This window comes from Ferrovibrio sp. GW821-FHT12D07 (assembly GCF_058807275.1).
In genome coordinates this window covers 790276-815146 of sequence record NZ_JBXAQN010000001.1, presented here as the reverse complement: position 1 = coordinate 815146, position 24871 = coordinate 790276, and the positions used below count along the sequence as shown (strand labels likewise).

General features: G+C 64.1%; 28 protein-coding genes. 11 read left to right on the top strand and 17 right to left on the bottom strand.

Annotated features, from left to right (window positions below; genetic code table 11):
* The first annotated feature begins 261 nt into the window (after positions 1-261).
* Both AC1RRE_RS04215 and AC1RRE_RS04210 read left to right on the top strand, forming a co-directional pair.
* Positions 262-1014, top strand: coding sequence for a DEAD/DEAH box helicase (locus AC1RRE_RS04215; RefSeq protein WP_492979838.1), 753 nt, complete (start codon positions 262-264; stop codon positions 1012-1014).
* 223 nt (positions 1015-1237) lie between these two features.
* Positions 1238-2176, top strand: a complete 939-nt coding sequence (locus tag AC1RRE_RS04210) for a class I SAM-dependent methyltransferase (protein ID WP_492979837.1) — start codon at positions 1238-1240, stop codon at positions 2174-2176.
* A gap of 84 nt (positions 2177-2260) precedes the next feature.
* Here the strand turns inward: AC1RRE_RS04210 and AC1RRE_RS04205 are convergent, their stop codons facing one another.
* The 15 genes from AC1RRE_RS04205 to AC1RRE_RS04135 form a co-directional block, all read right to left on the bottom strand.
* Positions 2261-2746 carry a F0F1 ATP synthase subunit B family protein gene (locus AC1RRE_RS04205; RefSeq protein WP_492979836.1) on the bottom strand — a complete coding sequence of 162 codons (486 nt, stop codon included), beginning with the start codon at positions 2744-2746 and terminating at the stop codon, positions 2261-2263.
* A gap of 12 nt (positions 2747-2758) precedes the next feature.
* Positions 2759-3250 (bottom strand): F0F1 ATP synthase subunit B family protein, encoded by a 492-nt coding sequence (locus AC1RRE_RS04200; RefSeq protein WP_492979835.1) that lies wholly within the window; start codon positions 3248-3250, stop codon positions 2759-2761.
* 5 nt (positions 3251-3255) lie between these two features.
* Positions 3256-3480: a F0F1 ATP synthase subunit C gene (locus AC1RRE_RS04195; protein ID WP_341978682.1), complete on the bottom strand. Its 225-nt coding sequence runs from the start codon at positions 3478-3480 to the stop codon at positions 3256-3258.
* A 56-nt stretch (positions 3481-3536) separates the two neighbouring features.
* The gene (locus AC1RRE_RS04190; RefSeq protein WP_492979834.1) at positions 3537-4295 is read right to left on the bottom strand and encodes a F0F1 ATP synthase subunit A; all 759 of its coding nucleotides are present in this window, start codon (positions 4293-4295) and stop codon (positions 3537-3539) included.
* A gap of 2 nt (positions 4296-4297) precedes the next feature.
* Complete coding sequence (locus tag AC1RRE_RS04185; RefSeq protein WP_492979833.1) at positions 4298-4696, bottom strand: AtpZ/AtpI family protein; 399 nt, start codon at positions 4694-4696, stop codon at positions 4298-4300.
* Between the two features lie 288 nt (positions 4697-4984).
* A complete protein-coding gene (locus AC1RRE_RS04180) occupies positions 4985-5545 on the bottom strand; it encodes a PAS domain-containing protein (RefSeq protein WP_492979832.1) in 561 nt (186 codons plus the stop codon).
* Positions 5546-5658: 113 nt separating this feature from the next.
* The gene (locus AC1RRE_RS04175; RefSeq protein ID WP_492979831.1) at positions 5659-6234 is read right to left on the bottom strand and encodes a PAS domain-containing protein; all 576 of its coding nucleotides are present in this window, start codon (positions 6232-6234) and stop codon (positions 5659-5661) included.
* A 169-nt stretch (positions 6235-6403) separates the two neighbouring features.
* Entirely contained in the window at positions 6404-6862 is a 459-nt protein-coding gene (locus AC1RRE_RS04170; protein ID WP_492979830.1) for a GNAT family N-acetyltransferase, read from the bottom strand.
* Positions 6863-6968: 106 nt separating this feature from the next.
* Complete coding sequence (locus AC1RRE_RS04165; protein ID WP_492979829.1) at positions 6969-7724, bottom strand: HesA/MoeB/ThiF family protein; 756 nt, start codon at positions 7722-7724, stop codon at positions 6969-6971.
* Positions 7725-8702 (bottom strand): cysteine synthase A, encoded by a 978-nt coding sequence (cysK, locus tag AC1RRE_RS04160; RefSeq protein ID WP_492979828.1) that lies wholly within the window; start codon positions 8700-8702, stop codon positions 7725-7727.
* A 29-nt stretch (positions 8703-8731) separates the two neighbouring features.
* Positions 8732-9184 (bottom strand): RrF2 family transcriptional regulator, encoded by a 453-nt coding sequence (locus AC1RRE_RS04155; protein WP_492979827.1) that lies wholly within the window; start codon positions 9182-9184, stop codon positions 8732-8734.
* Positions 9185-9187: 3 nt separating this feature from the next.
* Positions 9188-9673 (bottom strand): dUTP diphosphatase, encoded by a 486-nt coding sequence (gene dut, locus AC1RRE_RS04150; RefSeq protein ID WP_492979826.1) that lies wholly within the window; start codon positions 9671-9673, stop codon positions 9188-9190.
* Positions 9673-10968: a bifunctional phosphopantothenoylcysteine decarboxylase/phosphopantothenate--cysteine ligase CoaBC gene (coaBC, locus tag AC1RRE_RS04145; protein ID WP_492979825.1), complete on the bottom strand. Its 1296-nt coding sequence runs from the start codon at positions 10966-10968 to the stop codon at positions 9673-9675. Before coaBC ends, dut begins: the two co-directional genes overlap by 1 nt.
* A 112-nt stretch (positions 10969-11080) precedes the next feature.
* Positions 11081-11821, bottom strand: a complete 741-nt coding sequence (locus tag AC1RRE_RS04140; RefSeq protein ID WP_492979824.1) for an SDR family NAD(P)-dependent oxidoreductase — start codon at positions 11819-11821, stop codon at positions 11081-11083.
* 96 nt (positions 11822-11917) lie between these two features.
* The gene (locus AC1RRE_RS04135; RefSeq protein ID WP_492979823.1) at positions 11918-14209 is read right to left on the bottom strand and encodes a fused MFS/spermidine synthase; all 2292 of its coding nucleotides are present in this window, start codon (positions 14207-14209) and stop codon (positions 11918-11920) included.
* Positions 14210-14391: 182 nt separating this feature from the next.
* On the opposite strand from AC1RRE_RS04135, the gene AC1RRE_RS04130 reads away from it, so the two are divergent.
* The 7 genes from AC1RRE_RS04130 (at position 14392) to AC1RRE_RS04100 (ending at position 20416) form a co-directional block, all read left to right on the top strand.
* The gene (locus tag AC1RRE_RS04130) at positions 14392-15522 is read left to right on the top strand and encodes a carboxylate-amine ligase (RefSeq protein WP_492979822.1); all 1131 of its coding nucleotides are present in this window, start codon (positions 14392-14394) and stop codon (positions 15520-15522) included.
* Positions 15523-15566: 44 nt separating this feature from the next.
* Positions 15567-15848, top strand: a complete 282-nt coding sequence (locus AC1RRE_RS04125; RefSeq protein WP_492979821.1) for an RNA-binding S4 domain-containing protein — start codon at positions 15567-15569, stop codon at positions 15846-15848.
* Positions 15849-16012: 164 nt separating this feature from the next.
* The gene (gene fdxA / locus AC1RRE_RS04120; RefSeq protein ID WP_492979820.1) at positions 16013-16354 is read left to right on the top strand and encodes a ferredoxin FdxA; all 342 of its coding nucleotides are present in this window, start codon (positions 16013-16015) and stop codon (positions 16352-16354) included.
* Between the two features lie 841 nt (positions 16355-17195).
* Positions 17196-17714: a CarD family transcriptional regulator gene (locus AC1RRE_RS04115; RefSeq protein WP_492981331.1), complete on the top strand. Its 519-nt coding sequence runs from the start codon at positions 17196-17198 to the stop codon at positions 17712-17714.
* Between the two features lie 154 nt (positions 17715-17868).
* The gene (locus AC1RRE_RS04110) at positions 17869-18735 is read left to right on the top strand and encodes a hypothetical protein (RefSeq protein WP_492979819.1); all 867 of its coding nucleotides are present in this window, start codon (positions 17869-17871) and stop codon (positions 18733-18735) included.
* A 67-nt stretch (positions 18736-18802) separates the two neighbouring features.
* Positions 18803-19405, top strand: coding sequence for a PAS domain-containing protein (locus tag AC1RRE_RS04105; protein WP_492979818.1), 603 nt, complete (start codon positions 18803-18805; stop codon positions 19403-19405).
* A gap of 78 nt (positions 19406-19483) precedes the next feature.
* The gene (locus AC1RRE_RS04100) at positions 19484-20416 is read left to right on the top strand and encodes an RNA polymerase factor sigma-32 (protein WP_492979817.1); all 933 of its coding nucleotides are present in this window, start codon (positions 19484-19486) and stop codon (positions 20414-20416) included.
* 3 nt (positions 20417-20419) lie between these two features.
* Here the strand turns inward: AC1RRE_RS04100 and AC1RRE_RS04095 are convergent, their stop codons facing one another.
* Positions 20420-21874, bottom strand: a complete 1455-nt coding sequence (locus tag AC1RRE_RS04095; protein WP_492979816.1) for a M48 family metalloprotease — start codon at positions 21872-21874, stop codon at positions 20420-20422.
* 2 nt (positions 21875-21876) lie between these two features.
* Positions 21877-22698, bottom strand: coding sequence for a crotonase/enoyl-CoA hydratase family protein (locus AC1RRE_RS04090; protein WP_492979815.1), 822 nt, complete (start codon positions 22696-22698; stop codon positions 21877-21879).
* Between the two features lie 147 nt (positions 22699-22845).
* On the opposite strand from AC1RRE_RS04090, the gene rnhB reads away from it, so the two are divergent.
* Together rnhB and AC1RRE_RS04080 are read left to right on the top strand one after the other, a co-directional pair.
* Positions 22846-23493, top strand: a complete 648-nt coding sequence (rnhB, locus tag AC1RRE_RS04085) for a ribonuclease HII (protein WP_492979814.1) — start codon at positions 22846-22848, stop codon at positions 23491-23493.
* Between the two features lie 292 nt (positions 23494-23785).
* The gene (locus tag AC1RRE_RS04080) at positions 23786-24832 is read left to right on the top strand and encodes a site-specific DNA-methyltransferase (protein ID WP_492981330.1); all 1047 of its coding nucleotides are present in this window, start codon (positions 23786-23788) and stop codon (positions 24830-24832) included.
* The last annotated feature ends 39 nt before the right edge of the window (positions 24833-24871 follow it).

Sequence of the window (24871 nt, the reverse complement as noted above, 5' to 3'; positions counted from 1 at the left end):
GCCCGTTTCCACCCGTTGGGCGTGATTGTCGCATCAAGAGGTTTCGCGCTTGCAAAACAGGGAACGGCCGCTAGTATCACGCGGGTTCGCGGTACCCCCGCCGGACGCCGCCGTAACAGCCTTGGCTTCCGTGACAAGCCTCTCCCCTCGCCGCCGCGCTGGCTTCTGCGCTGCCGGACAGGGTGGAATTGTCGCCTCGGACCAGAGCAACGGTGCCCCGTCCGACGTCGGACCCGCCGCGTGACCCAAGATTGCAGATCGATGTTGAACACCGTCCAATTCTCGCAGCTCGACCTAGTTGAACCCATCCAGCGGGCCCTGACGGCTGAAAAGCATGTCGCGCCTACGCCAATCCAGGCGAAAGCCATTCCGCATCTTCTGCAGGGCCGCGACCTGCTGGGCCAGGCTGAAGCCGGCGCCGGCAAGACCGTCGCCTTCACCCTGCCGATCCTGCAGCACCTGTCGATCGACCGTCATCCGGCCGGCCCGCGCAAGGCGCGCGCGCTGATCCTGACGACGTCGCGCGAGCGTGTGCAGCACATCCAGGAAAGCTTCCGCGCTTATGGCCGCTTCGTGCGCCTGAGCCAGGCCACCGTTTATGAAGGCCCGGGCAAGGCGGCGCAGGCGCAGGCCATGAGCCGCGGCATCGACATCCTGATCGGCACGCCCGGCCGCGTGGTCGAACTGATCAATGCCGGCCAGCTGGAGCTGAACAAGCTCGAGATCATGGTGCTCGACGAAACCGATCGCATGCTCGAACTGGGCGTGACCAACGAGCTGCGCGCCATCTTCGAGGCCGCGCCGACCGAGCGTCAGACCATCGTGTTCGCCACCACGCTGCCCGCCGAGATCAAGCAGCTGGCCGATAACCTGCTGACCGATCCCGTCACGGTACTGACCAATCCGCCAGCGCCGCGCCTGATCACCACGGCCCAGTCGGCCCGCATCCGCGACACCGAAGCCCGTCGCCGCGTGCGCGACCTGCTGCCCGAGCGCATGGCCGGCCGCCGCTAAGGCGGCAGGGGCTGAAAAGCTCTGCCTTTCGTATAGGTTACCAAGACTCAAGCGCCCGCCTCATCAGCGGGCGCTTGCTTATGCGCATCCCCTACGCCAGATTTATCCACAGGACCCGGTCGAACGGGCCCGCCCATGTACATCGGCCCGGTGGCCAGAAACGGTTTATCAACCAGGCCGCTGTTACAGGGGTATGACGTGAAGAACTGCGGATACGGCTTTGGTGACCAAGGAGAATTCTGAGGACGGCGTTGTCGACATCAGCTGGCGCGATAAGCTTCGCGCCTGGTGGCATGGCGACGACTATGTGATGCGTCACATGGTCCAGGATTTCACCACCAAGCCCCAGGAACTTCTGCCCGAGGCCGAAGACGTTCCGCAGGAAGTCCCCACCATCGAGAAATGGACGCCGCGGCGTCAGCAGATCGCCCAAATCCTTTTCGGCGAGGGCTTCAACACGCCCGGCGGTGAAGAGCTGATGCGGCCGCTGATCATGCCGCTGGGCCTCAATCCCAATCTGTCGATCACCGAGATCGGCTGCGGCATGGGCGGCATGACCCGCATGATGGCGCGCGAGAATCTGTGGATCGACGCCTACGAACCCGATCCCGACCTGAGCGAAGCCGCCATCAACATGGCCAAGAGCCAGGGCGTGAAGCAGCGCATCAATATCAAGACCACGCCGCTGGACAGCCTGCAGTTCAAGCGCAAGAGCATCGACATCTTCGTCTCCAAGGACGGCTTGATGAGCGTGCAGGACAAGCGTCTGCTGCTGGCCAAGATCCGCGCCGCGATGAAGCCGAACGGCCAGCTGATGTTCACCGACTTCCTGCTGACCGGCTCGCCGGAAAGCCGCGTCTATGAAGTCTGGTGGGAGCGCGAGCCGGTGAAGCCGCACCTGCTGACGCCGGAAGGCCTGCAGGCCGAGCTGGAAAGCCTGAACTTCATCATCTGCTACATGGAAGACGTCACCGAGGAACTCAAGGAATCGGTGATCGAGTCCTTTGGCAAATACGCCGAGGAAGTGAAGCTGCGCGGCAAGTCGATGGACGAGAACGAGCGCGAATGGGCGATCAGCGAGGGCGAGCACTGGGCCATCCGCCTCAGCGCCATGGACGCCAACGTGATCCGGCTTTACCGCATCTACTGCCGCGTCATCTGACGCGCCTATTTCCTGCCATTACAGACGCAACGAAAAAGGGCCGCATCGCTGCGGCCCTTTTGATCTCTTGGAATGCGCTGATGCTTAAGCCAGCTTGGCCTTCACATCGCTGATCGCGCGATCGATCTGGGTGGCGGCAGCCGGACCCTGCAGCGATTGCGACAGCACCTGGCCAGCGGCGGCAATCGCCACCTCGACCGCGGTATCACGCACATCCTGCAGCGCATGCTTTTCGGCCTGGGCGATCTTGTCCTCGGCCTGTTTGCGGCGACGCTCCAGGCTGGTCTTCAGATCGGCTTCGGCCGAAGCCACCAGAGCCTTCGCCTCGGCCTGCGCCGCGGCGACGATCTCTTCGGCCTCGCGAAGGGCATTGGCCTGCTTGCGCTGATACTCAGCAAACAGGGCCTGCGCTTCCTTGTGCAGCTTCTCGGCCTCTTCCAGTTCCCGCTTGATGCGTGCGGCGCGCTCGTCGAGCTGCTGCACCACCTTGCCGGGCACCTTCAGGTAAACGACCAGAGCGAGGAACAGGACCAGCGCGACGGTGACCCAGAATGACGTATCGTGCAGCATGGCTGTCTCTCGTCAGTTCTTGGTGGCCAGGGCCTGCGTGACGGCGGCGGTGACCGCGTCATTGGCAGGTGCCGCGCCGCTCAGGCGGGCGACGACATCGGACGCCGCATCGACAGCAACCGACTTCAGCGAGGCGAGCGCCTGCTGCTTGGCTGCGTTGATGCTGGCTTCCGCCGCCTTGGTCTTTTCGCTGATCTCGGCATCCACCTTGGCCCGCAGCGCAGCCGCGTCAGCGGCTAGCTTGGACCGGGTGTCGCCTGCGATCGCCTGAGCCTTGGCGCGGGCAACAGCCAGCGCCTGCTCGTACTGGGCGATCGCCGCCTCGGTCTCGGTCTTCAGCCGCGCAGCCTCTGCCAGATCGCCTTCGAGACGCGCGCGGCGTCCCTCGACGATGTCAGCCACGCGCGGCAGTGCCAGCTTTGCCATCAGCACATAGAGCAGGGCAAAGGTGATCACCAGCCAGACGAGCTGGGGCAGGAAAGTGGCTGTATCGAGCTGAGGCATTTAACTCAGACGAACAGGATCAGCAGGGCGATCAGCAGCGCGAAGATGCCGAGCGCTTCGGTCACGGCGAAGCCCAGCATCAGGTTGCCGAACAGCTTCGGGGCAGCGCCCGGGTTGCGCAGAGCGCCGTTGAGGAAGTTCGCGAAGATCAGACCCACGCCGATCGCCGCGCCGCCCATGCCGATCGCCGCAATGCCGGCACCGATCATCTTTGCTGCAGCAAGATCCATGATACTCATCCTTCTTTCTAGGTTTGAACTGTTTTGGTTGAACTAAAGAACTGAACTCAGTGGTGTTCCATGTTGACCGCTTCGGCCAGGTACAGGCAGGTCAGGATCGCGAAGACATAGGCCTGCAGGAAAGCGATCAGGAATTCGAGAGCGGTGAGCGCGGTCACCATGATCAGCGGCAGGATGCCCGACGCCGACAGCACGCCACCCATGCCGATCATCGAGATGATGAAGCCGGCGAAGACCTTCAGCGTGGTGTGACCCGCCAGCATGTTGGCGCAGAGACGAAGCGACAGCGAGATCGGACGCGACAGATACGAGATGATCTCGATCGGCACGATGATCGGCGCCAGCCACATCGGCACGCCGGCCGGCATGAAGTGGGTGAAGAAATGGATGCCGTTGCGGGCAATGGCGATCAGCGTGATGCCGAGGAAGACCAGCATCGCGAGCGCGAAGGTGACGATGATATGGCTGGTCACCGTGAAGCTGTAGGGCATCATGCCCAGCATGTTGGTGAACAGAACGAAGATGAAGAGCGTGAAGATGAAGGGGAAATATTGACGGCCGTTCGGGCCGACGTTTTCACGCACCATGTTGGCGACGAATTCATAGGTCAGCTCGGCCACCGACTGCAGGCGACCCGGAACCAGGCTGCGCTGACGCACACCGTAGACCATCAAAATAGTAGCGCAGATCACGGCCAGGACCATGAAGGCCGAGGCATTGGTGAAGGAGAAGGCTTGCAACTGGCCGCCTTCACCGCAGAAGGCGATGCACTTGACCTTGAATTGATCGAGCGGGCTGGTAGCCACTGTCACTTCCCTTCCGTCTTCTTCGCGTCGCCTTCGGCTTCCGCCAGTTGGCTGCGCTGCATGATCATCGCGGTGCGGATCGCTGACCACATGGCCGTGGCGACCCCCAGCAGAATAAAGACAAGCAGACACCACGGCGCCGTGCCCAGCCAGCGATCGAGCCACCAGCCGATGAAGACCGACACGCCCACCGCCGCCACCATCTCGATGGCCAGCGACCAGGCCTTGCCGACTGCACGCATCGCGCGGGGGTCGGCATCCGGACGACGATTGGCCGCCTCGACTGCCTTCCGCTCGCGCACCGTATTCAGACCTTCCCCCAGACGCGCCAAGGCTTCGTGATGGGGGGCCGGATCCGATAGTCCGCTGCTCTCGGGAGGGGTCTTATCCTGTTCAGCCATGCACAAGGCTCCGGCGCCAGAAGAGCAAACCGCCCCCAGAAAGCGCCGGCACCATAGAAACAGGGGTACCGGGCGTCAAGGCGCGGAGGCCCTTGGACAGATTTGAGAATCGATCGCATTTGCCAAATCAAGCCCTTTGTAACACTAGGGTTTTTCTGGGCTATTACCGAAAGCCGGAGCATGCCAGTTACAGCCCGCCCATGAGACCCGGGGCGGGACTAGTGGCTGCGACAATCTGCCACATCATACCATTAGAAGGGGCTGGAGAGGCCGGCCGGGACGGCCTGATCAGGGCAAGCCGGCCGGCAGGTCGGCGCAGGGATACAGGGTCACCTGGCCCTGGATATCGACCGGATTGGTGATCTGGGGGAGCTGGCCGAGGAAATAGAGGGTGATGCCGAATACACCGTAAGGCGAGCCATCGGAATGGCTGAGCGGCACGATCAGGCGCTCGGCGCTCTGCTCGACCGAGCCGGCGGGGGTGATGCGGCGGCGGCTGACCTGGACGGCCGGCATGGACAGCATGCGGTGATAGAGCGGCGGCACGAGCCGGTTCATCTCCGGGGACATGAATTCCGAGACCCGGCGGCCCATCAGGCTGCCGCCCCAGGCCTGGTTCACCTTCTCGCCCGAGAGCGTGCAGAGGAAATCGTCTTCAGCCGGCAGATACTGGTAAATCCAGACATTCGGCAGGCAATGGCGGATCGCCAGCGGATCGATGGCGGCACGCGGTGTCATCAGGCCTTCGCGCTTTTCCACCCAGTGCCGCAGCATGTCGCGGAACCGCGGGTCGACCAGCAGCGGCCACTCGCCCTTCGGGCCAATCGCGTATTCGCGGGTCTCGGTCATCGGAAACGCCTGAGCCGCCATACTAATCTCCCACGGACTGGCGATGTAACAGGCCATTTAAGCGACGCTGGGGTCGCGCAAACAATAGCCCTCCAGGGCGAGCGATTCATCGTTCAGGACCAGTCTGCCGGCAGCGTGGCGCAGGGGAAATATGTCACATTATGCCCGACATAGGGCGTGTGCGCGGACTGCGTGAGCGGGTCGTAATGATACACCGAAAGCCCGAAAATCCCGTAAGGCCGCCCTTCGTGATCGCTGAGCGGCACCACCAGGCGTTCGGCCGACTTTTCCTGCATGCCGGCCGGCGCGATGCGGCGATGACTGACATGCAGCGCCGGCGTCAGCGCGATGCGACGATAAATATTCTGCGCGATGGCCGCACTGTCGGGCGGCATGAACTGCTGCGGTGTCTTGCCCATCAGACTCTGGCCCCAGGCTTCGTTCACCTGCTCGCCCGCCAGCGTGCAGACGAAACGATCCTCGTCGGCGTGATAGCGGAACAGCCAGACATCGGGCAAACAGGATCGCAGGACGGTGGGATCGATGGCGCCGCGCGGCATGGTGATGCCAACACGACGCTCAGCCCAATGCTGCAGAAAAATTTTCAGGCGCGGTTCGGTAAGGCTGGGCCAGACACCCGGTCCGGCAACCTCGCCACCCTCTTCCCCGTTACTGTCTGACTGCCCCATGCCGCGCCCATGCTAGGCGAGGCCCTGCACGGCGTCGAGCGCAGAGACTGTCTGCGTCTCATTGTCAGCCGCAGGTGCGGCAATCCCCGAGGCGGTACAGCCAGACCGTGCGCGCAGCACCACAGGATGCATCATACATGCGTAATTGGCTGGAGTGACTCGCGGCCGCTCAGCGCGTTGTCCGCGCCATGATCGCAAGCGGCACATCGTTATGCATCACACGATCGAAGGTTTCCCACCCTAAACGGGCATACAGCGATTCATTGCGAGGCGTGAACAGATACAGAGTTTCAAAACCCAGGTGGGCTGCCTCGGCCAAAGCCCTGAGCGACAGGGCGGAGGCAATCCCTCTGCCTCTATGCTCTGGCGGCACCACCACTGAAGATAGCCAGGGCGTCAAATGCCTATGCGTGATCGTTCCTGGCAGGATGCCGGCCGCCCCCATCGGTACGCCATTTGCGGATAGCGCTACAAAGGCCATCGGAAGCCCTGCCTGCTGAAGGGAGTCCTGCAGCCTGCTCTTGCGATGCTCAAGACTGATGGACGGATTGAGATAACCAAACTCGGCATGCTGCCAACCGGCAATAATCGCGATATGTGCTTCCTGCTTCAGATAGTCTATCTGCATGTCCGGTGTAGCCCTGATGATCACCCTGGATCCTCATATCAACGGATGCATCATCGCCATGTTGACGATTGCGCGATACATGCACCGCAAGTGGCCCAAGGAACGATTATGTGCCGCAGGTGCGGCACAGGGGATCGCGGCGCAATTTCACAGTGCGCACATCGCCGCGCAATGCATCATACAGCAGTAAACGACCCGACAGGCTATCGCCCAGGTCGAGCAGTTCTTTCACAACCTCCAGCGCCTGCAGGCTGCCCATCACGCCGCCCAGCGCGCCGAGCACACCGGCCTCGGAACAGGCCGGCACGCTGCCCGGCGGCGGCGGCTCGGGAAAGACGCAGCGATAACAGGGATGCGGTGCGCCCAGATGCGCCTTGAAGGTGGACAGCTGGCCGTCGAAGCGCAGCATCGCCGCCGTCACCAGTGTTTTCTTCAGGCGGAAGCAAGTGTCGTTGACCAGGAAGCGTGTGTCGAAGTTGTCGCTGCCATCAGCGATGATGTCATAGGCGCCGATCAACGCATCGGCATTCTCCGCCGTCAGCCGCTCGGCATGCGGCGCGATGCGCACATGCGGATTGAGTGTCTGCAGGGCGACGATGGCGCTGTCGGTCTTCCTGCGGCCGAGATCATCGGTGCCATGCAGGACCTGGCGCTGGAGATTGGACAGCGACACCGTGTCGTCATCGACGATGCCCAGCATACCGATGCCGGCCGCCGCCAGATACAGCAGCAGCGGCGAGCCCAGCCCGCCGGCGCCGATCACCAGCACGCGCGCGGCCTTCAGCTTCTGCTGACCCGCGCCACCGATCTCCGGCAGGATGATGTGCCGGGAGTAGCGTTCGAGTTCGTCCTTGTCGAACACTTACAGGCCGTCGAACAACGCCGTCGACAGATAGCGTTCGGCAAACGACGGCACGATCACCACAACAGTCTTGCCTTCCATGCCGGCGCGGGCTGCGACCTCCAGGCCGGCGGCGATCGCCGCACCCGAGGAGATGCCGGCCGGAATGCCTTCCAGCCGCGCCAGCTTGCGCGAGGTCTCGAAGGCCGTTTCGTTGCCGATGGTGATAATCTCGTCGATCAGCTTGGTGTCCAGGTTGCCCGGAATGAAGCCGGCGCCAATGCCCTGGATCTTGTGCGGGCCAGCCTTGCCGCCCGAAATGACCGGACTGTCTTCGGGCTCGACCGCGATCATGCGCACCGACGGCTTCTTCTGCTTCAGCACACTGCCCACGCCGGTCAGCGTGCCGCCGGTGCCGACGCCCGAGATCACCACATCGACCTTGCCGGCCGTATCGACCCAGATTTCCTCCGCCGTCGTGCCGCGATGGATTTCCGGATTGGCCGGATTCTCGAACTGCTGCGGGATCACCGCGCCGGGAATTTCCTTGATCAGCTCGTCGGCCCGCGCCAGCGCGCCCTTCATGCCAAGGCCCGGTGGCGTGAGTTCAAGTTCGGCGCCAAGGAACTTGAGCATCTTCCGGCGTTCCAGCGACATGCTTTCCGGCATGACCAGGATCAGACGATAGCCCTTGGCGGCGGCGACGAAAGCCAGCGCGATGCCGGTGTTGCCCGAGGTCGGCTCGACGATGGTGGCACCGGGCTTCAGCTTGCCGGACCGTTCCATCGCCTCGATCATGGCGATGCCGATGCGATCCTTCACCGAATTCAGCGGATTGAAGAATTCCAGCTTGGCCAGCAGCTCGGCCTTGGCGCCAGCCTCTTTCGCGAGGCGGTTGATACGGACCAGCGGCGTGGCGCCGATGGTGTCGACGATAGAGTCATAGACGCGGCCGCGCGGCGCGTTGAAATGACGGATGCTGTTCTTCGCCTCGGTCATGGCGTTCTCCCGTTTGGTACGGTTGTTTATCAGATGGCGAAGTTGTCGGCGCCTTCCAGCGCCGCCGCGAAACCGCTGGTCTCGGCGCGGTTGCACAGGTCTTCCAGCGTGATGGTGTCGATACGGGCCAGGATCGCCAGCTGGCATTCCTCCCAGATCGGCTGCACCGTGCGCTTGCCCAGCTCGGAACCGGCGATGAAATCCTCCTCGCCCTCGGCATCCAGCTCGGACACGATGCGCACCACCTCGCCCACCGTGATGCGGCGACGTTCGCGCGCCAGCGTATAGCCACCGCGCGGACCACGCACGCCCTTGAGGATGCCGTTACGCACCAGATGCTGCATCACCTGTTCCAGATAGCGCTGCGGCACATTCTGGCGGCCGGCGATATCCTTGGACTGCACCGGTTCGGGACGCGCATGAAAGGCGATATCCACCACCGCTTCCAGCGCATGCATGGTGCGCCGCGTGCATTTCAACATGGCTTACTCTCCTGCTGCTGTCTTCGGTGTGGCGACACCCGTCGAACCGAACCCGCCGGCGCCGCGCTGCGTCTCGGGCAGTTCGGCCACCGCAACCCATTCGGCGCGGCTGTAGGCGGCGATCACCATCTGGGCGATGCGCTCGCCGCGATTGACCACGAAAGGCTTATCACCGTGATTGATCAGGATGACGCCGACCTCGCCGCGATAATCGGCATCGACCGTGCCCGGCGAATTCAGCACCGTGACGCCCTGCTTGAGCGCCAGCCCTGAGCGCGGACGCACCTGCGCCTCGAAACCCGGCGGCACCGCGATGCTGATGCCGGTCGGCACCAGCTTGCGTTCACCCGGCTGCAGCGTCACCGGGTCGGCAACGGCGGCCAGCAGATCAAGGCCCGCGGCATCTTCCGTGGCATAAGCCGGCAGCGGCAGGCCCTGTGCATGCGGCAACTGCTTGATCGGCACATGCAGGGGAATGGGACGGGTCATCACGAACCTTTCTTCACGAGGACGGGCTTCGATTTCGGATCGGCGAAATGCTGTGCGATGCGCTCGGCCAGACGGGCCGCCACCTCGGACTTGGTCAGCCGCGGCCAATCTTCGACGCCGCCGGTGGTCACCAGATGCACGGTGTTGCTGTCACCGCCAAAGGTGCCGGTGCCTTCCGAGACATCGTTGGCGACGATCCAGTCGCAACCCTTGCCGGCCAGCTTCTTCTGCGCATGGGCGACGACGGTTTCGGTCTCGGCGGCAAAACCGACCACCAGCGCCGGACGGCGCTTCTTGTCGGTGGTGGCGATGGCGCGCAGGATGTCAGGGTTTTCGGCCAGCTTCAGCGCGGGCGGCAGATCGCCGCTTTTCTTCAGCTTCTGCGGCGCCTCCACTGCTACGCGCCAGTCGGCGACGGCGGCGGCGGCAACGAAAATATCAACAGGAAGGTCGAGGAAGCAGGCCGAGAACATGTCGCGTGCTGCTTCCACATGCACGGTCTTCACACCCGGCGGATCAGGCAGCGAGACAGGGCCAGTTACGAGCGTCACGTCTGCGCCGCGCGCGGCGAGCGCCGCCGCAATCGCGTGGCCCTGTTTGCCCGATGAGCGGTTGGCGATGTAGCGCACTGGATCGATGGCTTCATGCGTCGGACCGGATGTCACGATGGCCTTGCGGCCTTTCAGGTCCTGCTTCAGCGGCGACACGGTCTGCGATGCCGGCTTCACCAGGCCGAGATGCTTCGGATACGGCTTGCCGAACTGCGCCTCGATGGCGGCGACGATCTCCAGCGGCTCGGCCATGCGGCCGGGACCGAATTCGCCGCAGGCCATCTCGCCGTCATTCGGCCCGACGAAAGCGACGCCGTCTGTCTTCAGTTGCTCGACATTGCGCTGGGTGGCCGGGTGATACCACATGCGCACATTCATCGCCGGCGCGGCGAGCACCGGCTTGTCGGTGGCGAGCAGCAGCGTGGTGGCCATGTCGTCGGCCAGACCACTGGCCATGCGCGCGAGAATATTGGCGGTGGCCGGTGCGACCACGACGAGATCGGCATCGCGCGACAGTTCAATATGGCCCATCTCGGCTTCGTCGGTCAGCGAGAAGAGATCGATGGAGACCTTCTCGCCGCTGAGCGAAGACACACTGAGGGGGGTGACGAACTGCTCGGCAGCGCGGGTCATGGCACAGCGCACGCTGGCGCCCCGCTCGCGCAGGCGACGGATCAGCTCCAGCGCCTTGTACGCAGCGATTCCGCCTGAAATGACCAGCAGAATACGTTTGCCCTTGAGCACGGTTTCCTCGGTTTTCCAGTAAAAACCATACGGAACCGGCCTGAAATCACGCGGCCGGGATGTGCTTCAGGCTAATCCACCGGATTTTAAATAACAAGTCCTGGCCGGACTTTTAGACGTGCTGGCCGCCGTTAATGTGAATTTCGGCGCCGTTCACGTAGGACGAGGTCTGGGTGCAGAGGAAATAGATGGTCGAGGCCACCTCTTCCGGCTTGCCCAGCCGGTGCATCGGGATGTCCCGGCGCACGATCTCGTCGGTGCCCGGCGACAGGATCGCGGTGTCGATCTCGCCCGGAGCGATGGCATTCACCCGCACGTTATGCGGCCCGAATTCACCGGCCATCTCGCGGGTAAGGGCTGCGAGCGCCGCCTTCGAGGTCGCATAGGCCATGCCGGCGAAGGGATGCACACGACCGCCGGCGATAGACGTGACATTGACGATCGAGCCCTGCGTCGCCTTCAGCTCGGGGAAGAAGCCGCGCGCCAGCATCGCCACCGAGAACAGGTTGACGTTGTAGACATGCAGCATCGTCTTGAAATCGGTGTCCAGCACGCCGAGCCGCGAACCGCCGGGGCCCTTGGGTGAGATGGCGGCATTGTTGACCAGCGCATCCAGCTTGCCGTCGGGCAGGCGCTTTTTCAGCGCTTCGATCTGCTTGGGCAGTGCGTCGATGTCGTTGAGGTCCATCTCGACATGGCTCTCGGCACCACCCTCCCAGGGGCAATGCTCGGAGAAGGGCTGCCGCGAGACGGTGAAGACGCGCCAGCCGGCGGCCGAGAAGCGCTTCACGGTGGCATGTCCGATGCCACGGCTGGCGCCGGTGAGAATGAGTGTGCGTTGGCGGTCCGTCATGGCGGGAAGGCTATCGCAACGGTTTCGCAGGCGCCAGCGGCGGCGCAACGGGAGACCACGAATTCAGCGCTTGATTCCCGCGTGCCCTGACAGGTGTCAGGTCCCCGGTTTCGCCGGCGTCACCGTCGCCGCGCCCAGGCGGTTGTTGATGTAATATTCATCACGCGGGAACAGGTCGGCATTCAGCATGCGCTGTCCCGCCACAGAAGGCGCCGCCGGCGTGAGGATGGCATCGCGGAACAGCCGGTCGGCCGCGGCGGTATCAATGCCGGCCAGGGCGAAATGCCGTCGCGTCTCGGCCAGCGCGAACAGCTTGTCCAGCCGCGCATGGTCCAGATGCAGCGGCTGGCGCGAGCCGATCAGCACCGGGAAAGGCTGCAGCATCGCCACATGCGGGAAAACAGTGGAGAAAGTCGCGACGCTGCGCTCGGTCGGCCCCCATTGCACATAGATGCCGTCGTCATCCAGCGCGGCCAGCACCAGCTGCATGAATTCCTGCGAATACAGCAATCCGCTATGCGAGGATTCCGGCAGGATCGCATCGGCCTGGATTACGTCGTAGCGCCGGTCGGCGGCAAAGATGGCGCGGCGGCCGTCACCGACGACGAATTCGTAGCGCGGGTCTTTCAACAGGCTGGCGATGGCGGAGGTGGGCTCGCGCACCGCGAAATCACGCAGCACCTGGAATACCGGCCCGACCAGTTCGACCACGCGCACGCGCTGTGTCGCCGGATTGACGCCGGCCGCAAACGGCGTGCCGCCGCTGCCCGATCCGATCACCAGCACCTCTTCCGGTGCGGGATGCAGCAAAGGTCCGACCGCGCCAAGGAAGGCGTGCTCCACCAGGAACGGCCATTTCGACTGGGTGAAGCCCTGGATGAAGAAGGGACTGGCACTGCCGTCGTCGCTGAGCCGGAACAACGCAAGACCTGAGCGATCCTCGGCCACCAGAATCTCGTGATGCTCGGCTGCCTGATGCAGGCGGCCCCAGAATTGCGCATTGCCCGGGAACAGCGCCACCACAACGGTGAGCACGGCCGCGAGCGAGGCCGCACCGCGCCAGGCGCTCGACTGCTGTTCGCGCCAGGCGGCATAGCTCCAGTAGAGCAGCAGCGCCACGGCCAGCAAGGCCACCAGCTTCAACGTGCCGGCCGTGCCGAGCCAGTGCAGCGCCGCGAGGCCGGTGGCGAGACTGCCGGCCGCGTTGCCAAGGATATTCGCCACTTGCACAGCCGCAACACGCCAGCCCAGACGGCTGAGATCGGTCTGCACGGCCTGCTGCGCCAGCGGGAAGGAAATCCCGAGCAGCAAGGACGGCGGCGCCACCAGCAGCACGGTGACAAGCAGCGCGATGGCGAGCGGCCAGCCGTAATGACGCGTGGTCTCGGCTGCCAGCAGGCTTTCCCACCAGTCGGCGCCGGCCAGCGCATAGACGCCGTAGATCGACGCCAGCGCATAGAGCGTGGCGAAGGCCTGCACGGCAAAGAAGGCGGCGCGCGTGTCTTTCAGTTTTTTAAGCCAGACCGCGCCGATCACCATGCCAAGGCCATCGGCGAGCAGGAAGCTGCCGAGGATGGTGGCGAAGCTGTAGGCGGTGTATTGCGCGATCACGCCGGCGACGCGCACCCACAGGATTTCCAGCGCGACGATGGCGAAGCCCGACACGAAGACCAGGATCGCCCAGGTGGCGAAGCCGAAGCCGGTGGCGGCCGTTGCCGGCGCCATGACATCACGCGGCTTCGGCGCCGCAACAGTCTCGCCACGCCACAGCAGCAGGCCGATCAGCGCCGCCACCAGGTTGAAAGCGGCGGCGACGCGTAAAGAGTTCTCATAGCCCAGCGTGCCGATCAGCCACCAGCCGCCGAGCAGCGCACCCAGGCCCGCGCCCAAAGTGTTGAGGCCATAGAGCCAGCCGATGCGAGCGGCAGCATCATCGAGCGAATGCACGGCGGCCTTGGCCAAGAGCGGCAGCGACGCGCCCATCAGCATGGTGGGAATCAGGATGCCGGCGAAGCAGACGGCGAAGATGCCCCAGCGATGCGGCACCAGCGGGCCAACCACCTGCACGACAAAATCATAGATGAAGGCGCGGCTGGCCAGGCCAAACAGCCCGATGCCGATCTCGCAGAGCACGAAGCCGATCAGCGCCGTGCGCATGCCCAGCCGATCTGTGACAGCGCCAGATGCGAGACTGCCCAGTCCGAGACCCAGCAGGAAAGCGCCGACCACCAGCGCGGCAGTGACCGCATCGGAACCGGCGAACAGCCCCAGCATGCGCTGCCAGACGATCTGGTCGATCAGGGCGGCAAAGCCGGACAAAAAGAAGGCCGCGCAAAGCGCCAGAAAAGTCGCACGTCGCGTATCCACGCCCACCATGGCCTGCAGCATTTTTATCTCCCCGCCTGCCCTCGTTTTTACAAGGTCGGTGCGGGCGAGAGCCAGCACAAATGCCACAAAGCCGCCGCAATCCGTTGCTGCAGCGCGGCAGTCTTCGGGGATTTTTTGCACTCTGGGGCGTTTAGCAGACCCGTCCGCCTGATCACAACCTAGTGCAAGAACAAGGAGCGCGTATGAGCGCCGCTTACACCCTCGGCATCGAAGAAGAGTATTTCCTGGCCGAGCAAGACAGCAAGAATGCCATCTCGCGGATGCCCAAGGCGCTGATCCGTCGCGCCCGCGGCCTGCTGGGCGAGCAGGTGACGCCTGAGCTGCTGCAGTCGCAGATTGAAGTCGTGACTCCGGTCTGCCAGTCGCTGCAGGACGCCCGTCAGTACCTGACCCAGTATCGCAGCGCGCTGAAGCAGACCTGCGCCGAATTCGGCCTGCAGGTGTTTGCCGCCGGCACGCATCCGATGGCGGAATGGTCCGAGCAGACGCCGACCGACAAGCCGCGCTATGCCAAGCTGGCCAACGACCTGAAATTTCTCGCCATGCGCAACATGATGTGCGGCATGCATATCCATGTCGAGGTCACCGACCCGCATGTGCGCATCGACATCATGAACCGCGTGCTGCCCTTTCTGCCCACGCTGCTGGCGCTCAGCACCTCGTCGCCCTTCTGGCGCAAGCGGCCGACCGGCCTGATGGGCTATCGCCTCGCCGCCTATGACGAACTGCCGCGCACCGGCATTCCGGATTTTTTCGTCAACCTGGCCGACTACAACGAGCTGATCGACACCATGGTGACGGCCGGCGTCATTGAAGACGCCAGTCACGTGTGGTGGGCGATCCGCCCGAGCGTGCGTTTCCCCACGCTGGAACTGCGCATCGGCGATTCCTGCACGCATATGGAAGACACGCTATGCATCGCCGCGCTCTATCGCTGCCTGATCCGCGCGCTGCAGCGCGTGCCAGAGCTGAATGGCATCTGGCGCAACCATACACGCCTGCTGATCGAGGAAAACCGCTGGCGCGCCCAACGTTACGGTACCACCGAAGGCCTGATCGACTTCAATGAAAAGCGGCTGGTGCCGTTTGCCGATGTGATCGACAACCTGCTGACATTGATCGCCGAGGATGCCGAGGCCCTGGACTGCGTGAAGGAAGTGCAGCATGCGCGCACCATCCTCACGCGCGGCACATCGGCGGCACAGCAGATGACGCTGTATCGCCAGGCGCGCGGCGATGGTGCCACGCGCATCGAGGCGCTGCGGCAGGTGATCGGCTGGCTGTCGGAGACGACCACGGCGGTCGCGGCATAGCCTGCCTCTGGATCGGCGATCCGCCCGCGCTATAGTCGCGCCGCATGACCGACCACGACACTGAGTCACCCGATGCCCTACGGCTGGACAAATGGCTGTGGCTCACCCGCTTCTGCAAGACGCGGGCGATCGCGCAGAAGCTGGCCAGCAAGGGCCGCATCCGCATCAACGGCCGCGCGGTCGACAAGCCGCATGCCCTGGTGCGGGTGAACGATGTCGTCACCCTGCCGCTGCCGGATGCCGTGAAAGTCGTGAAGGTGCTGCATCTGCCACAACGGCGCGGACCGGCGCCCGAAGCGCAGGCAACCTACGAACTCATTCCGTAGAATTTGGAGGGCTGATTCAGCAGCAGAATTCGGTTGACGGACTATCGTTAGTATACGAACAATTGACCGTGGCGAGTGCCTATGCTACCCGACGCGCCGCCGCTGCCCCATATTAAGCGGCCCGCGTATTTCGAGACCAACCAGCTTCCCTCAGGGTTCCGCCGATGACCTACGTCGTGAATGAGAGTTGCATCAAGTGCAAGTACATGGACTGCGTCGAGGTTTGCCCCGTCGACTGCTTCTATGTCGGCGAGAACATGCTGGTCATCAATCCCGATGAATGCATCGACTGCGGCGTCTGCGAACCGGAATGCCCCGCCGAGGCCATCCTGCCCGATACCGACAGCCGGGCCGAGCAGTGGGTCGAGATGAACCGGGAGTATGCCGCCCAGTGGCCCAACATCACGCGCAAGGGTGACGCCCCCGCCGATGCCGATGCCTGGAAGGGCGTCGAGAACAAGTTCAAAGAGCATTTCAGCCCGAACCCCGGCGCCGGCAATAAGTAAACGCCGGTCCGTCCCGGAAGCCGCCCGGCGGCTTCAGCGCGAAAAATCAGGCCTTTTCCACTGGCGCGGGCAACCTGAACTGCCCGTAAGACCCTATCCGCGCTGTCATTCGGGCCTGCGCTGTGGTATATTCGTAACGGAACAATAACCACGGTTGCCAAACATAGGCGGCCGGACGAACGGCTTCCGGACTGCATGAGTGTCTTGGTGAGGAAGGCACTTTACAGCTTTGGGTTGCGTTCGCGTATCGGGTTTCGACCAACGCTAAGTATTCGCAAGGACCCTCGCGGGCCTGACGGAAGCGTATTCGGTTCGGGGGCCGCCGCGGGTTCGGATTGTTATGAGATCTAGCGAGGGTGGTTCAGTGACCAAGGCCCCAGTGAAAAAGAAGACGACTGCGAAGGCTGCGCCCGCGAAAGCGGGCAAGCCGGCCGCCAAGGCCGCCAGCGTCAAGAAACAGCCGGTGAAGGCGAAAGCCCCGGTCAAGCCGGTGGCCAAGGCCAAGCCCGCGCCGAAGCCTGCACCCAAGGCCGCGCCGGCCAAGAAGCCTGTCGCGCCCGTGAAGCCGGCACCGAAGGCGGCCGCGCCGGCGAAGTCCGCCGCCAAGGCCCCCGCGCCTGCGCCCAAGAAGGCCGAAACCAAGCCCGCCGCGAAAGCTGCGGCGCCTGCCGTGCCCGTCAAGGGTGGCAAGGGCAAGGCTGCCGCCGCGCCCGTCGCGCCGCCCAAGCCGACCGGTCCGGTCCGGGTGATGGCGGTGTCTGCGCCGCCGACACGTCCGCTGCCGCAGCCGGTGCGTCCGGCCAGCGCCGAGCCCAAGCAGCCGCCGCAGTCCAACAAGATGATGCCGCTGAAACCGGTGCCGTCGAAGGTGAAGGTCGACTTCGCCGCCGGCGACCATGTGGTCTATCCGACCCATGGCGTGGGCAAGATTCTGCGCATCGAGCGCCAGATGATCGCCGGCTTCGAGCTGGACCTGATGGTGGTGGAATTCGAGCGCGACAAGATGACTGTGCGCGTGCCGCTGACCAAGGTGAACTCGGTCGGCATCCGCAAGCTCAGTTCGCCGCAGAAGATGCGCACCGCACTGGATACCCTGAAGGGTCGCGCCCGCATCAAGCGCGCCATGTGGAGCCGCCGCGCCCAGGAATACGAGGCCAAGATCAATTCCGGCGATCCGGTCTCGATCGCCGAAGTCGTGCGCGACCTGCATCGCAATGCCGGCCAGCCCGACCAGAGCTATTCCGAGCGGCAGATTTATGAATCCGCCATGGACCGCCTGATCCGCGAGCTGGCCGCCGTCGAGCGCATCGACGAGGATTCAGCCGTGAAGAAGCTGGAAAAGATTCTGAAGGTCGCCTGACAGGTTCCTCTTCAGACTGGCGGTCATTCAGGCCGGCGCGAAAAGGTCACGGGGCTTTTCGTCTTTTCGTTGCTGTTTTGACTTCGCTTTACGAGTCGGGTCCGGTAGCCTCGGTTGCCGGACCCGTTTTTCATTGGCCGATTCGGAATCGCTTTTGTCCGCGCCGCATCTCAGCACGCAACCCACACCAAAAGCCGCGCCCGCGGTGACGCAGCCCGCTGCCTCCGGCACCGAAGCCTTTGCCGTGCTGGGCCAGGCGCGTCGCGTCTGGGCCATTGCCGCCATCCATGCCGAAGCCGCCAAGCTGCGCGAGGCCCATAACGAACTGGCGGCCCGGCTGCTGCCCGGCGACCGCCTCGTCTATCTCGGCAACATGATCGGCCATGGCGGTGCCGTGGTGGAGACGCTGGACGAACTGTTGAGCTTCCGCCGCGACTTCCTCTGCATGCCGGGCGCCATCCCCGAAGACATCGCCTATCTGCGCGGCGCGCAGGAAGAGATGTGGCGCAAGCTTTTGCAGATCCAGTTCGCGCCCGGACCGGGCGAGGTATTCGACTGGATGCTGCGTCACGGGCTGGAGCCGGTGCTGCGCGGCTATGGCGTCGATCCGCGCCAGGTGTCGGGCATCCTGCGCGAGGGTGCGCTGGGCATCAGCCGCTGGACCAATTCGCTCCGGGCTGCAATCCGCAAACATCCCGGCCATGACGACCTGTTCGGCGCCTTCCGCCGGGCGGCATATACGAAGGGCGGCGAGCTGCTGTTCGTGCATGCCGGCATCGATCCGACCGTGCCGCTGCCGGCCCAGGCCGATCATCTGTGGTGGGGATCGCCGGGCTTCCGGGCCTTGAGCCAACCCTATGCCGGCTTCCGGCGGGTGATCAGCGGCGGCAACCCGCGCGGCGAAGGCGCCCATCTGGACGCCTTTACCTGCTGTCTGGACGGCGGCGCCGGATTCGGCGGCCCGCTCAACGTCGCCTGCTTCTCCCTGGATGGCGCGGTCATTGAAAGTTTTGCGATCTGAGGCGGATTTCCGCCTCTGGTAACCCTTTGACGGTTGCACGCCCCCCCGACGCCGCTACCATGCGCGCATGTCTTCGCCCGCCATGGAGCAGCTGGTCGATCTGCTGCTGGCAGACCGGCAACCGGATCTGAAAGCCTATTTCGCCGCCCATGAGGCGCGGCTTGAAAGCCTGATCTGGTCCCCAACCACAGCGGTTACCGAGAGCGCACCGATGCGCTTTATAATCGAATATTGGGATCGCCTGCGCGAACAGGGCCAGACGGAAGTGCCGCTGGCCGAGGCGGTGTCGCCGTTCGACCTGAAGCCGGCGTTGGGCCATGTGGTGCTGATCGATGTGCTGGATGACGGCTGGGACGGCCGCTTCCGCGTCTATGGCACCAAGGTGGCCGAGACCTATGGCCGCGACATGACCGGCCGGCGCATTTCCGAAATCGATGGCGGCAATTACGTGTCGGTGTTTTTCCGCGCGCTCTACCGCGCTGCCTGGCTGCAGAAGAAGCCCTTCTTTACCCATCATTTCCCGCCGCCCCATGTGGCGGTGGAATCCTGGCAGCGCATCGCCCTGCCGCTGGCCGGCGCAGATGGCGGGATCGCCCGTTTCCTGGCCTGCAACATCGCCGGCCCCTGGCGTCCGCCGGTGCAGCAAAGCCAGGGCATCCCGCTTCAGTAACGAGCGCTTTATCGCCGGGATTCCGGTGATCCGGCCGTCTGTGGCCGACGTAGAAAGGGCAGACCTCGCGAGGCTGCCATGACACCAGACAGCGTTTCCGCCGCCAGTACGACCCGCCATTCTGTCAGGAGCGGCACCAGCCGCAGCACCGAGTCCGGCGACCGCGCCTTCGTGCGGCATGCGATGCGGCTGCCGCTGCTAAGCGTGGACGAGGAAATCAGCCTGGCCCAGCGCTGGCGCGAGCAAGGCGATCACACCGCCATGCAGCGCCTGGTCGCGCCGCATATGCGGCTGGTGATCGCGGCCGCCGTGCGCTTCCGCCATTACGGCCTGCCGATGGGTGATCTGATCCAGGAAGGCAATCTCGGCCTGCTGCAGGCGGCCAACCGGTTCGAGCCGTCGCGCGCCGTGCGCTTCTCCACCTATGCCGGCTGGTGGATCCGCGCCGCCATCCAGGATTTCGTGCTGCGCAACTGGTCGATCGTGCGCACCGGCACGACGGCTGCGCATAAATCACTGTTCTTCAACCTGCGCCGCCTGCGCGCCCGCATCGAGCAGGGCGGCCGCGAAACGCTGACCGCCGAAGGCCGCAGCCGTCTGGCGCGGCAGCTCAAGATCAGCGAGGGCGACATCGTGCATATGGAAAGCCGGCTCGCGGCAAGCGACCGCTCTCTGAATGCCGTGATCGGCGAGGATGGCGAAAGCAGCTGGCAGGACCTGTTGGTGGACGACCGTCCCGATCCCGAAGCGATATCGATCACCCGCCGCGATGCCGCGCTGAAGCGCCGCTGGCTGGGCGAGGCGCTGGCCGCGCTACCTGAACGCGAACGTCGCATCCTGGAAGCACGCTTCTTCACCGATCACACGATCACGCTGGAGCGGATCGGCGCGCATATGGGCATTTCAAAAGAACGCGTGCGCCAGCTCGAGAACCAGGCGCTGTCGCGCCTGCGCCGGCAGCTCGGCGACAGTCCGCACCTGCAGCACGCCTTTCGCGGCGTGCCGCAGTAAGCCTTATTCGACTGTCTTGAAGCGCTCACCCGGCTTGGGCTGCTCGTTGGGGCCCAGGGCATTCAACAGGCGCAGTTCCTCGACCGCATACTGCCCCAGCGGCGCGCTCTTGGCGTAATTCTCCACCGTATCGCCGCTGCCGACCCTCACCACCTTCAGCCGCACCGGCTTGGTCGCCTTGGCCTCTGACTCGCTCAGATGCCTGAGCGTATTGATGCTGCTGATCGCGGCCTGCTCGATTTTTCCCAGGCTGCCGGCCGGCGCCATGATGACGAAGCGCAGGATGTCATCGGTCGGAAAACCAACGGCATAGAAGCGGGCATCAACCGAGCCGCTCTTCTGCTGGATGCGAGCCGAACCCGTCGCTGCCGGCATGCCATTGACCGTGGTCGCCTGCGCATTGCTCAACCGCAGGTTCGGCACCCAGATGCGGGTCATGTAATCCAGCGCGTTGCGCGAAGCCTGCACCTTTTTCTTGTCGCCTTCGATATCGAACTGCAGGCGACCGCCCGACCCGATGGCCACCACTGCATTGCTGGTATTGGCGATGCGCCAGCCGTTGGGAACCGAGAAGCTGAGCCGCAGGTCGGGATGCGTGAAGGTATTGCCACGCACCACGCCTTCCTTCGGATCGTCGCCGTAGATCATGCCGTCGATGCGATCCAGATACTCGTCACGGCGATAGACCGGGCTGTTGGGATACTCTTTCGCCGCCGCCATCGCTTCCTTCACGCGCTGCGGCCCACCGGGATGGGTGGCGAACAGATCGTTCATGCGATCCTTGCCGGCCTGGCCTGCCTTCTTGCTTTCCAGGCCGCTGTAGTTGCTGAGCGATTGCAGGAAAGCCGCTTGCGCATCGGGTGCATAACCGACGCGCGCCAGCATCTTCACGCCCAGCGTATCGGCTTCCAGTTCGTTCTCGCGGCTGAAGCTGGCGAGATACGCGCCACCCCCGACCTGACCGGCCTGGCCAATCAGATCGCCCGCGCCCGAGCCGAGGAAGATCGAACCGAGAATGGAGGCACCGGCGACGCCCAGATTGGTGAAGATCGATTTGTCGTAACGCTTTTCCGAATGCTGCGCGATCACATGGCCGATTTCATGACCCAGCACGCCGGCGGCTTCCGCCTCGTTGTTGGCAAGGCCGAGCGTGCCGCGCGTGATGTAGACATAGCCGCCGGGCAGCGCGAAGGCATTGACGACCGGCGAATTCAGCACCGTGAAGGTGAAACTCGAGGCCGGCTGGCCCGACTGGCCCGCAATCCGCCCCGCGATGCCGGCGACATAGGCACCGATATTGGGATCCTCGTAGACACCGCCGAACTCCTTGAGGATTTTCGGATGCTCCTGGGTACCCAGCTTCTTGGCATCCTCGGGTGACATGAAAATCTGTGCCGGTGCAGGCGCGGCTGCACCGAGCGCGACAATGGCGGTGAGAGCGAGGATGAAATGATGCATGACTATTTTCCCTTGAATGTCGCGGGCCGGCGCTCGACGAAGCTGGCGACCCCTTCCTTAACGTCTTCGCTGGCCATCAGTGCGCGCTGGGTCGGCCGGAAATCCCTCACGGCCGCATCCGGGCCTTCCTCGACGGCCAGCCGCGCATTCCGCAGGGTGGCCAAAACGGCGAGCGGCGCCTGGTCGGCGATATGTTGCGCCAGTTTCATCGCATGGGCCAGCTGCGCGCCGGGTTCGGTCACCTCCTGCACGAAGCCGAACCGCACGGCGGTGGCGACATCGAATTCGTCACCCGTGAGCAGGTAGCGCATCGCATTGCCCCAACCGGCGCGCTCGACCATGCGGATGGTGGCACCGCCTGTCGCCATGATGCCGCGCTTCACTTCCAGCTGGCTGAAACGGCAGTCGCTGCTGGCGATCACCAGATCAGCGGCCAGCATCAATTCGATGCCAATGGTGAATGTAATGCCTTGCACCGCCGCGATCACCGGCTTGCTGCGAAACGGCGCGCGGTTGTTGCAGGGATCGATCTGGTCGGCACCGACCAGCAGGTCGTTGTCAGCCTTGCTCATCAGCGGCGCGACCTTGGGCAGGTCGAGGCCGCCGGTGAAATGCGGTCCTTCCGCATAGAGCACGGCGACGCGCGCGTCCGCGTCATGCTCGAAGGCGGTATAGGCTGCAGCGAGCTCGGTCAGCATCTTCGGCGTGAAGCCGTTCATCTTGGCCGGCCGGTTCAGGCCGATCAGGAAGATGGCGCCCTCGCGCCGGGTGAGGATTTCACCATCGGAATCCTTGGGCGGGGCAGCCTGCGGCAGGGCGCTCATGATGTCTGGGTTCCTCGCGCGATTTTCCAGAGTTTTTCACAGGCCCGTGGAGCGGGGCAAGACGGCCGGCCTAGTTCATTCATCCCGGCCATTCTATACTGCCGCTTCGTGGCAGAAGCTTGGCAGGGCGCCGGGGGAGCGGCTGGAATGCCGGATTTCGCGATAGAGCTGAAGGTGGCCGATCCCGCTGGCGGGCTGGTCTGCGGCGTGGACGAGGCCGGGCGCGGCCCGCTGGCCGGACCCGTGGTCGCTGCCGCCGTCATTCTGGATCGCCGCCGCAAGGCACTTTGGGGCGGCCTGGACGATTCCAAGAAACTGAGCACCGCGAAACGCGACCTGCTGTTCGAGACGCTGATGGACGGCACCCGCGCCGGCCATGCCCATATCGGCATCGGCGCCGCCAGCGTGGCCGAGATCGGCAGCCTCAACATCTTCCATGCCACCATGCTGGCGATGTGCCGCGCGGTGACCGCGCTGCGCATCACGCCGCATCATGCGCTGATCGATGGCAACCACTGCCCGAAGACCATCGGCTGCCCTGCCACCGCGGTGGTCGGTGGCGATGCCCTGAGCATGTCGATCGCCGCCGCCTCGATCATCGCCAAGGTCACGCGCGACCGCGCCATGGCCAAGCTGCACCTGCGCTATCCCCAGTATGGCTGGGACCGCAACATGGGCTACGGCACCGCTGCGCATCAGGCCGGACTGAAAACCGCCGGTGTCACAAAACACCACAGACTAGGTTTTGCGCCTGTCAGGGATCAACTGACTCTAGATTTAGTATTAACCAATTAAACACCTAAAGAATCTAATGACTTGCGGATCGTTTTAGGGGGATGATCCGCACATGGCGCCGACGTTTACCGATCCGACCAGCAAGTCCCGCAACAAGGCCGGGCTTCGCAAGGGTCACCTAAGGCTCGTCGGCACCAGTCCGGATGCGAAGCGCACCGCGACCGTAAGCCGCGCCAAGGCTGCGATTACCCGCCCGCTGCTGGCAAAGGCGCCCAAGGCCGAACTGGCCCAGAACGTGCCGCATCCCGACCTGCCGCTGGACAAGATCCTGTTGGGCGAATGCATCGCGCAGATGAACGCCCTGCCGGCGGAATCGATCGACTGCATCTTTGCCGACCCGCCCTACAACCTGCAGCTCACCGGCGAACTGCGCCGGCCGAATGACAGCGTGGTGGATGCGGTCGACGACGACTGGGACAAGTTCGCGTCCTTTGCCGAATACGACAAATTCTCCAAGGCCTGGCTGCAGGCCGCCCAGCGCCTGCTGAAGCCGAACGGCACCATCTGGGTGATCGGCAGCTATCACAACATCTTCCGCCTCGGGTCGCAGCTGCAGGACCTGGGGTTCTGGATGCTCAACGACGTGGTGTGGCGCAAGACCAACCCGATGCCGAATTTCCGCGGCAAGCGCTTCACCAACGCGCATGAGACGCTGATCTGGTGTTCGAAGGACCAGAATGCGCGCGGCTACACGTTCAACTACGACGCCATGAAGGCGCTGAACGAAGACCTGCAGATGCGCTCTGACTGGCTGATCCCGATCTGCTCGGGCGGCGAGCGCCTGCGCGGCGAGAACGGCACCAAGACCCATCCGACCCAGAAGCCCGAAGCCCTGCTGCATCGGGTGATCGTCGCCTCGACCAAACCGGGCGATGTGATCCTCGATCCCTTCTTCGGCTCCGGCACCACGGGCGCCGTGGCGCGCCGTCTGGGCCGCCGCTTCATCGGCATCGAACGCGAGGTCGCCTATGCCAAGGCAGCCGAGCGCCGCATCGCCACCGTGCAGCCTGCGGCCGCCGATGATGTGGATGTAACCCGGTCCAAGAAGGAAGAACCGCGCATCCCGTTCGGCTGGGTGGTCGAACGCGGCCTGCTGCAACCCGGCACCGTGCTGGTCGATCCTTCGCGGCGGTTTTCCGCCAAGGTACGCGCCGACGGCAGCCTCAGCACCGGTGATGCCAGCGGCTCCATCCACAAGATGGGCGCGCATGTGATGGGCGCCAGCGCCTGCAACGGCTGGGTGTTCTGGCACATGCAGGTGGAAGGCAAGCTGGTACCGATCGACGTGCTGCGCCAGAAACTGCGCGCCGAACTGATCCCGGCACCGCTGAACAACTGAACCAATCATCCGGCCATTCCGCACCACGGAATGGCCGGT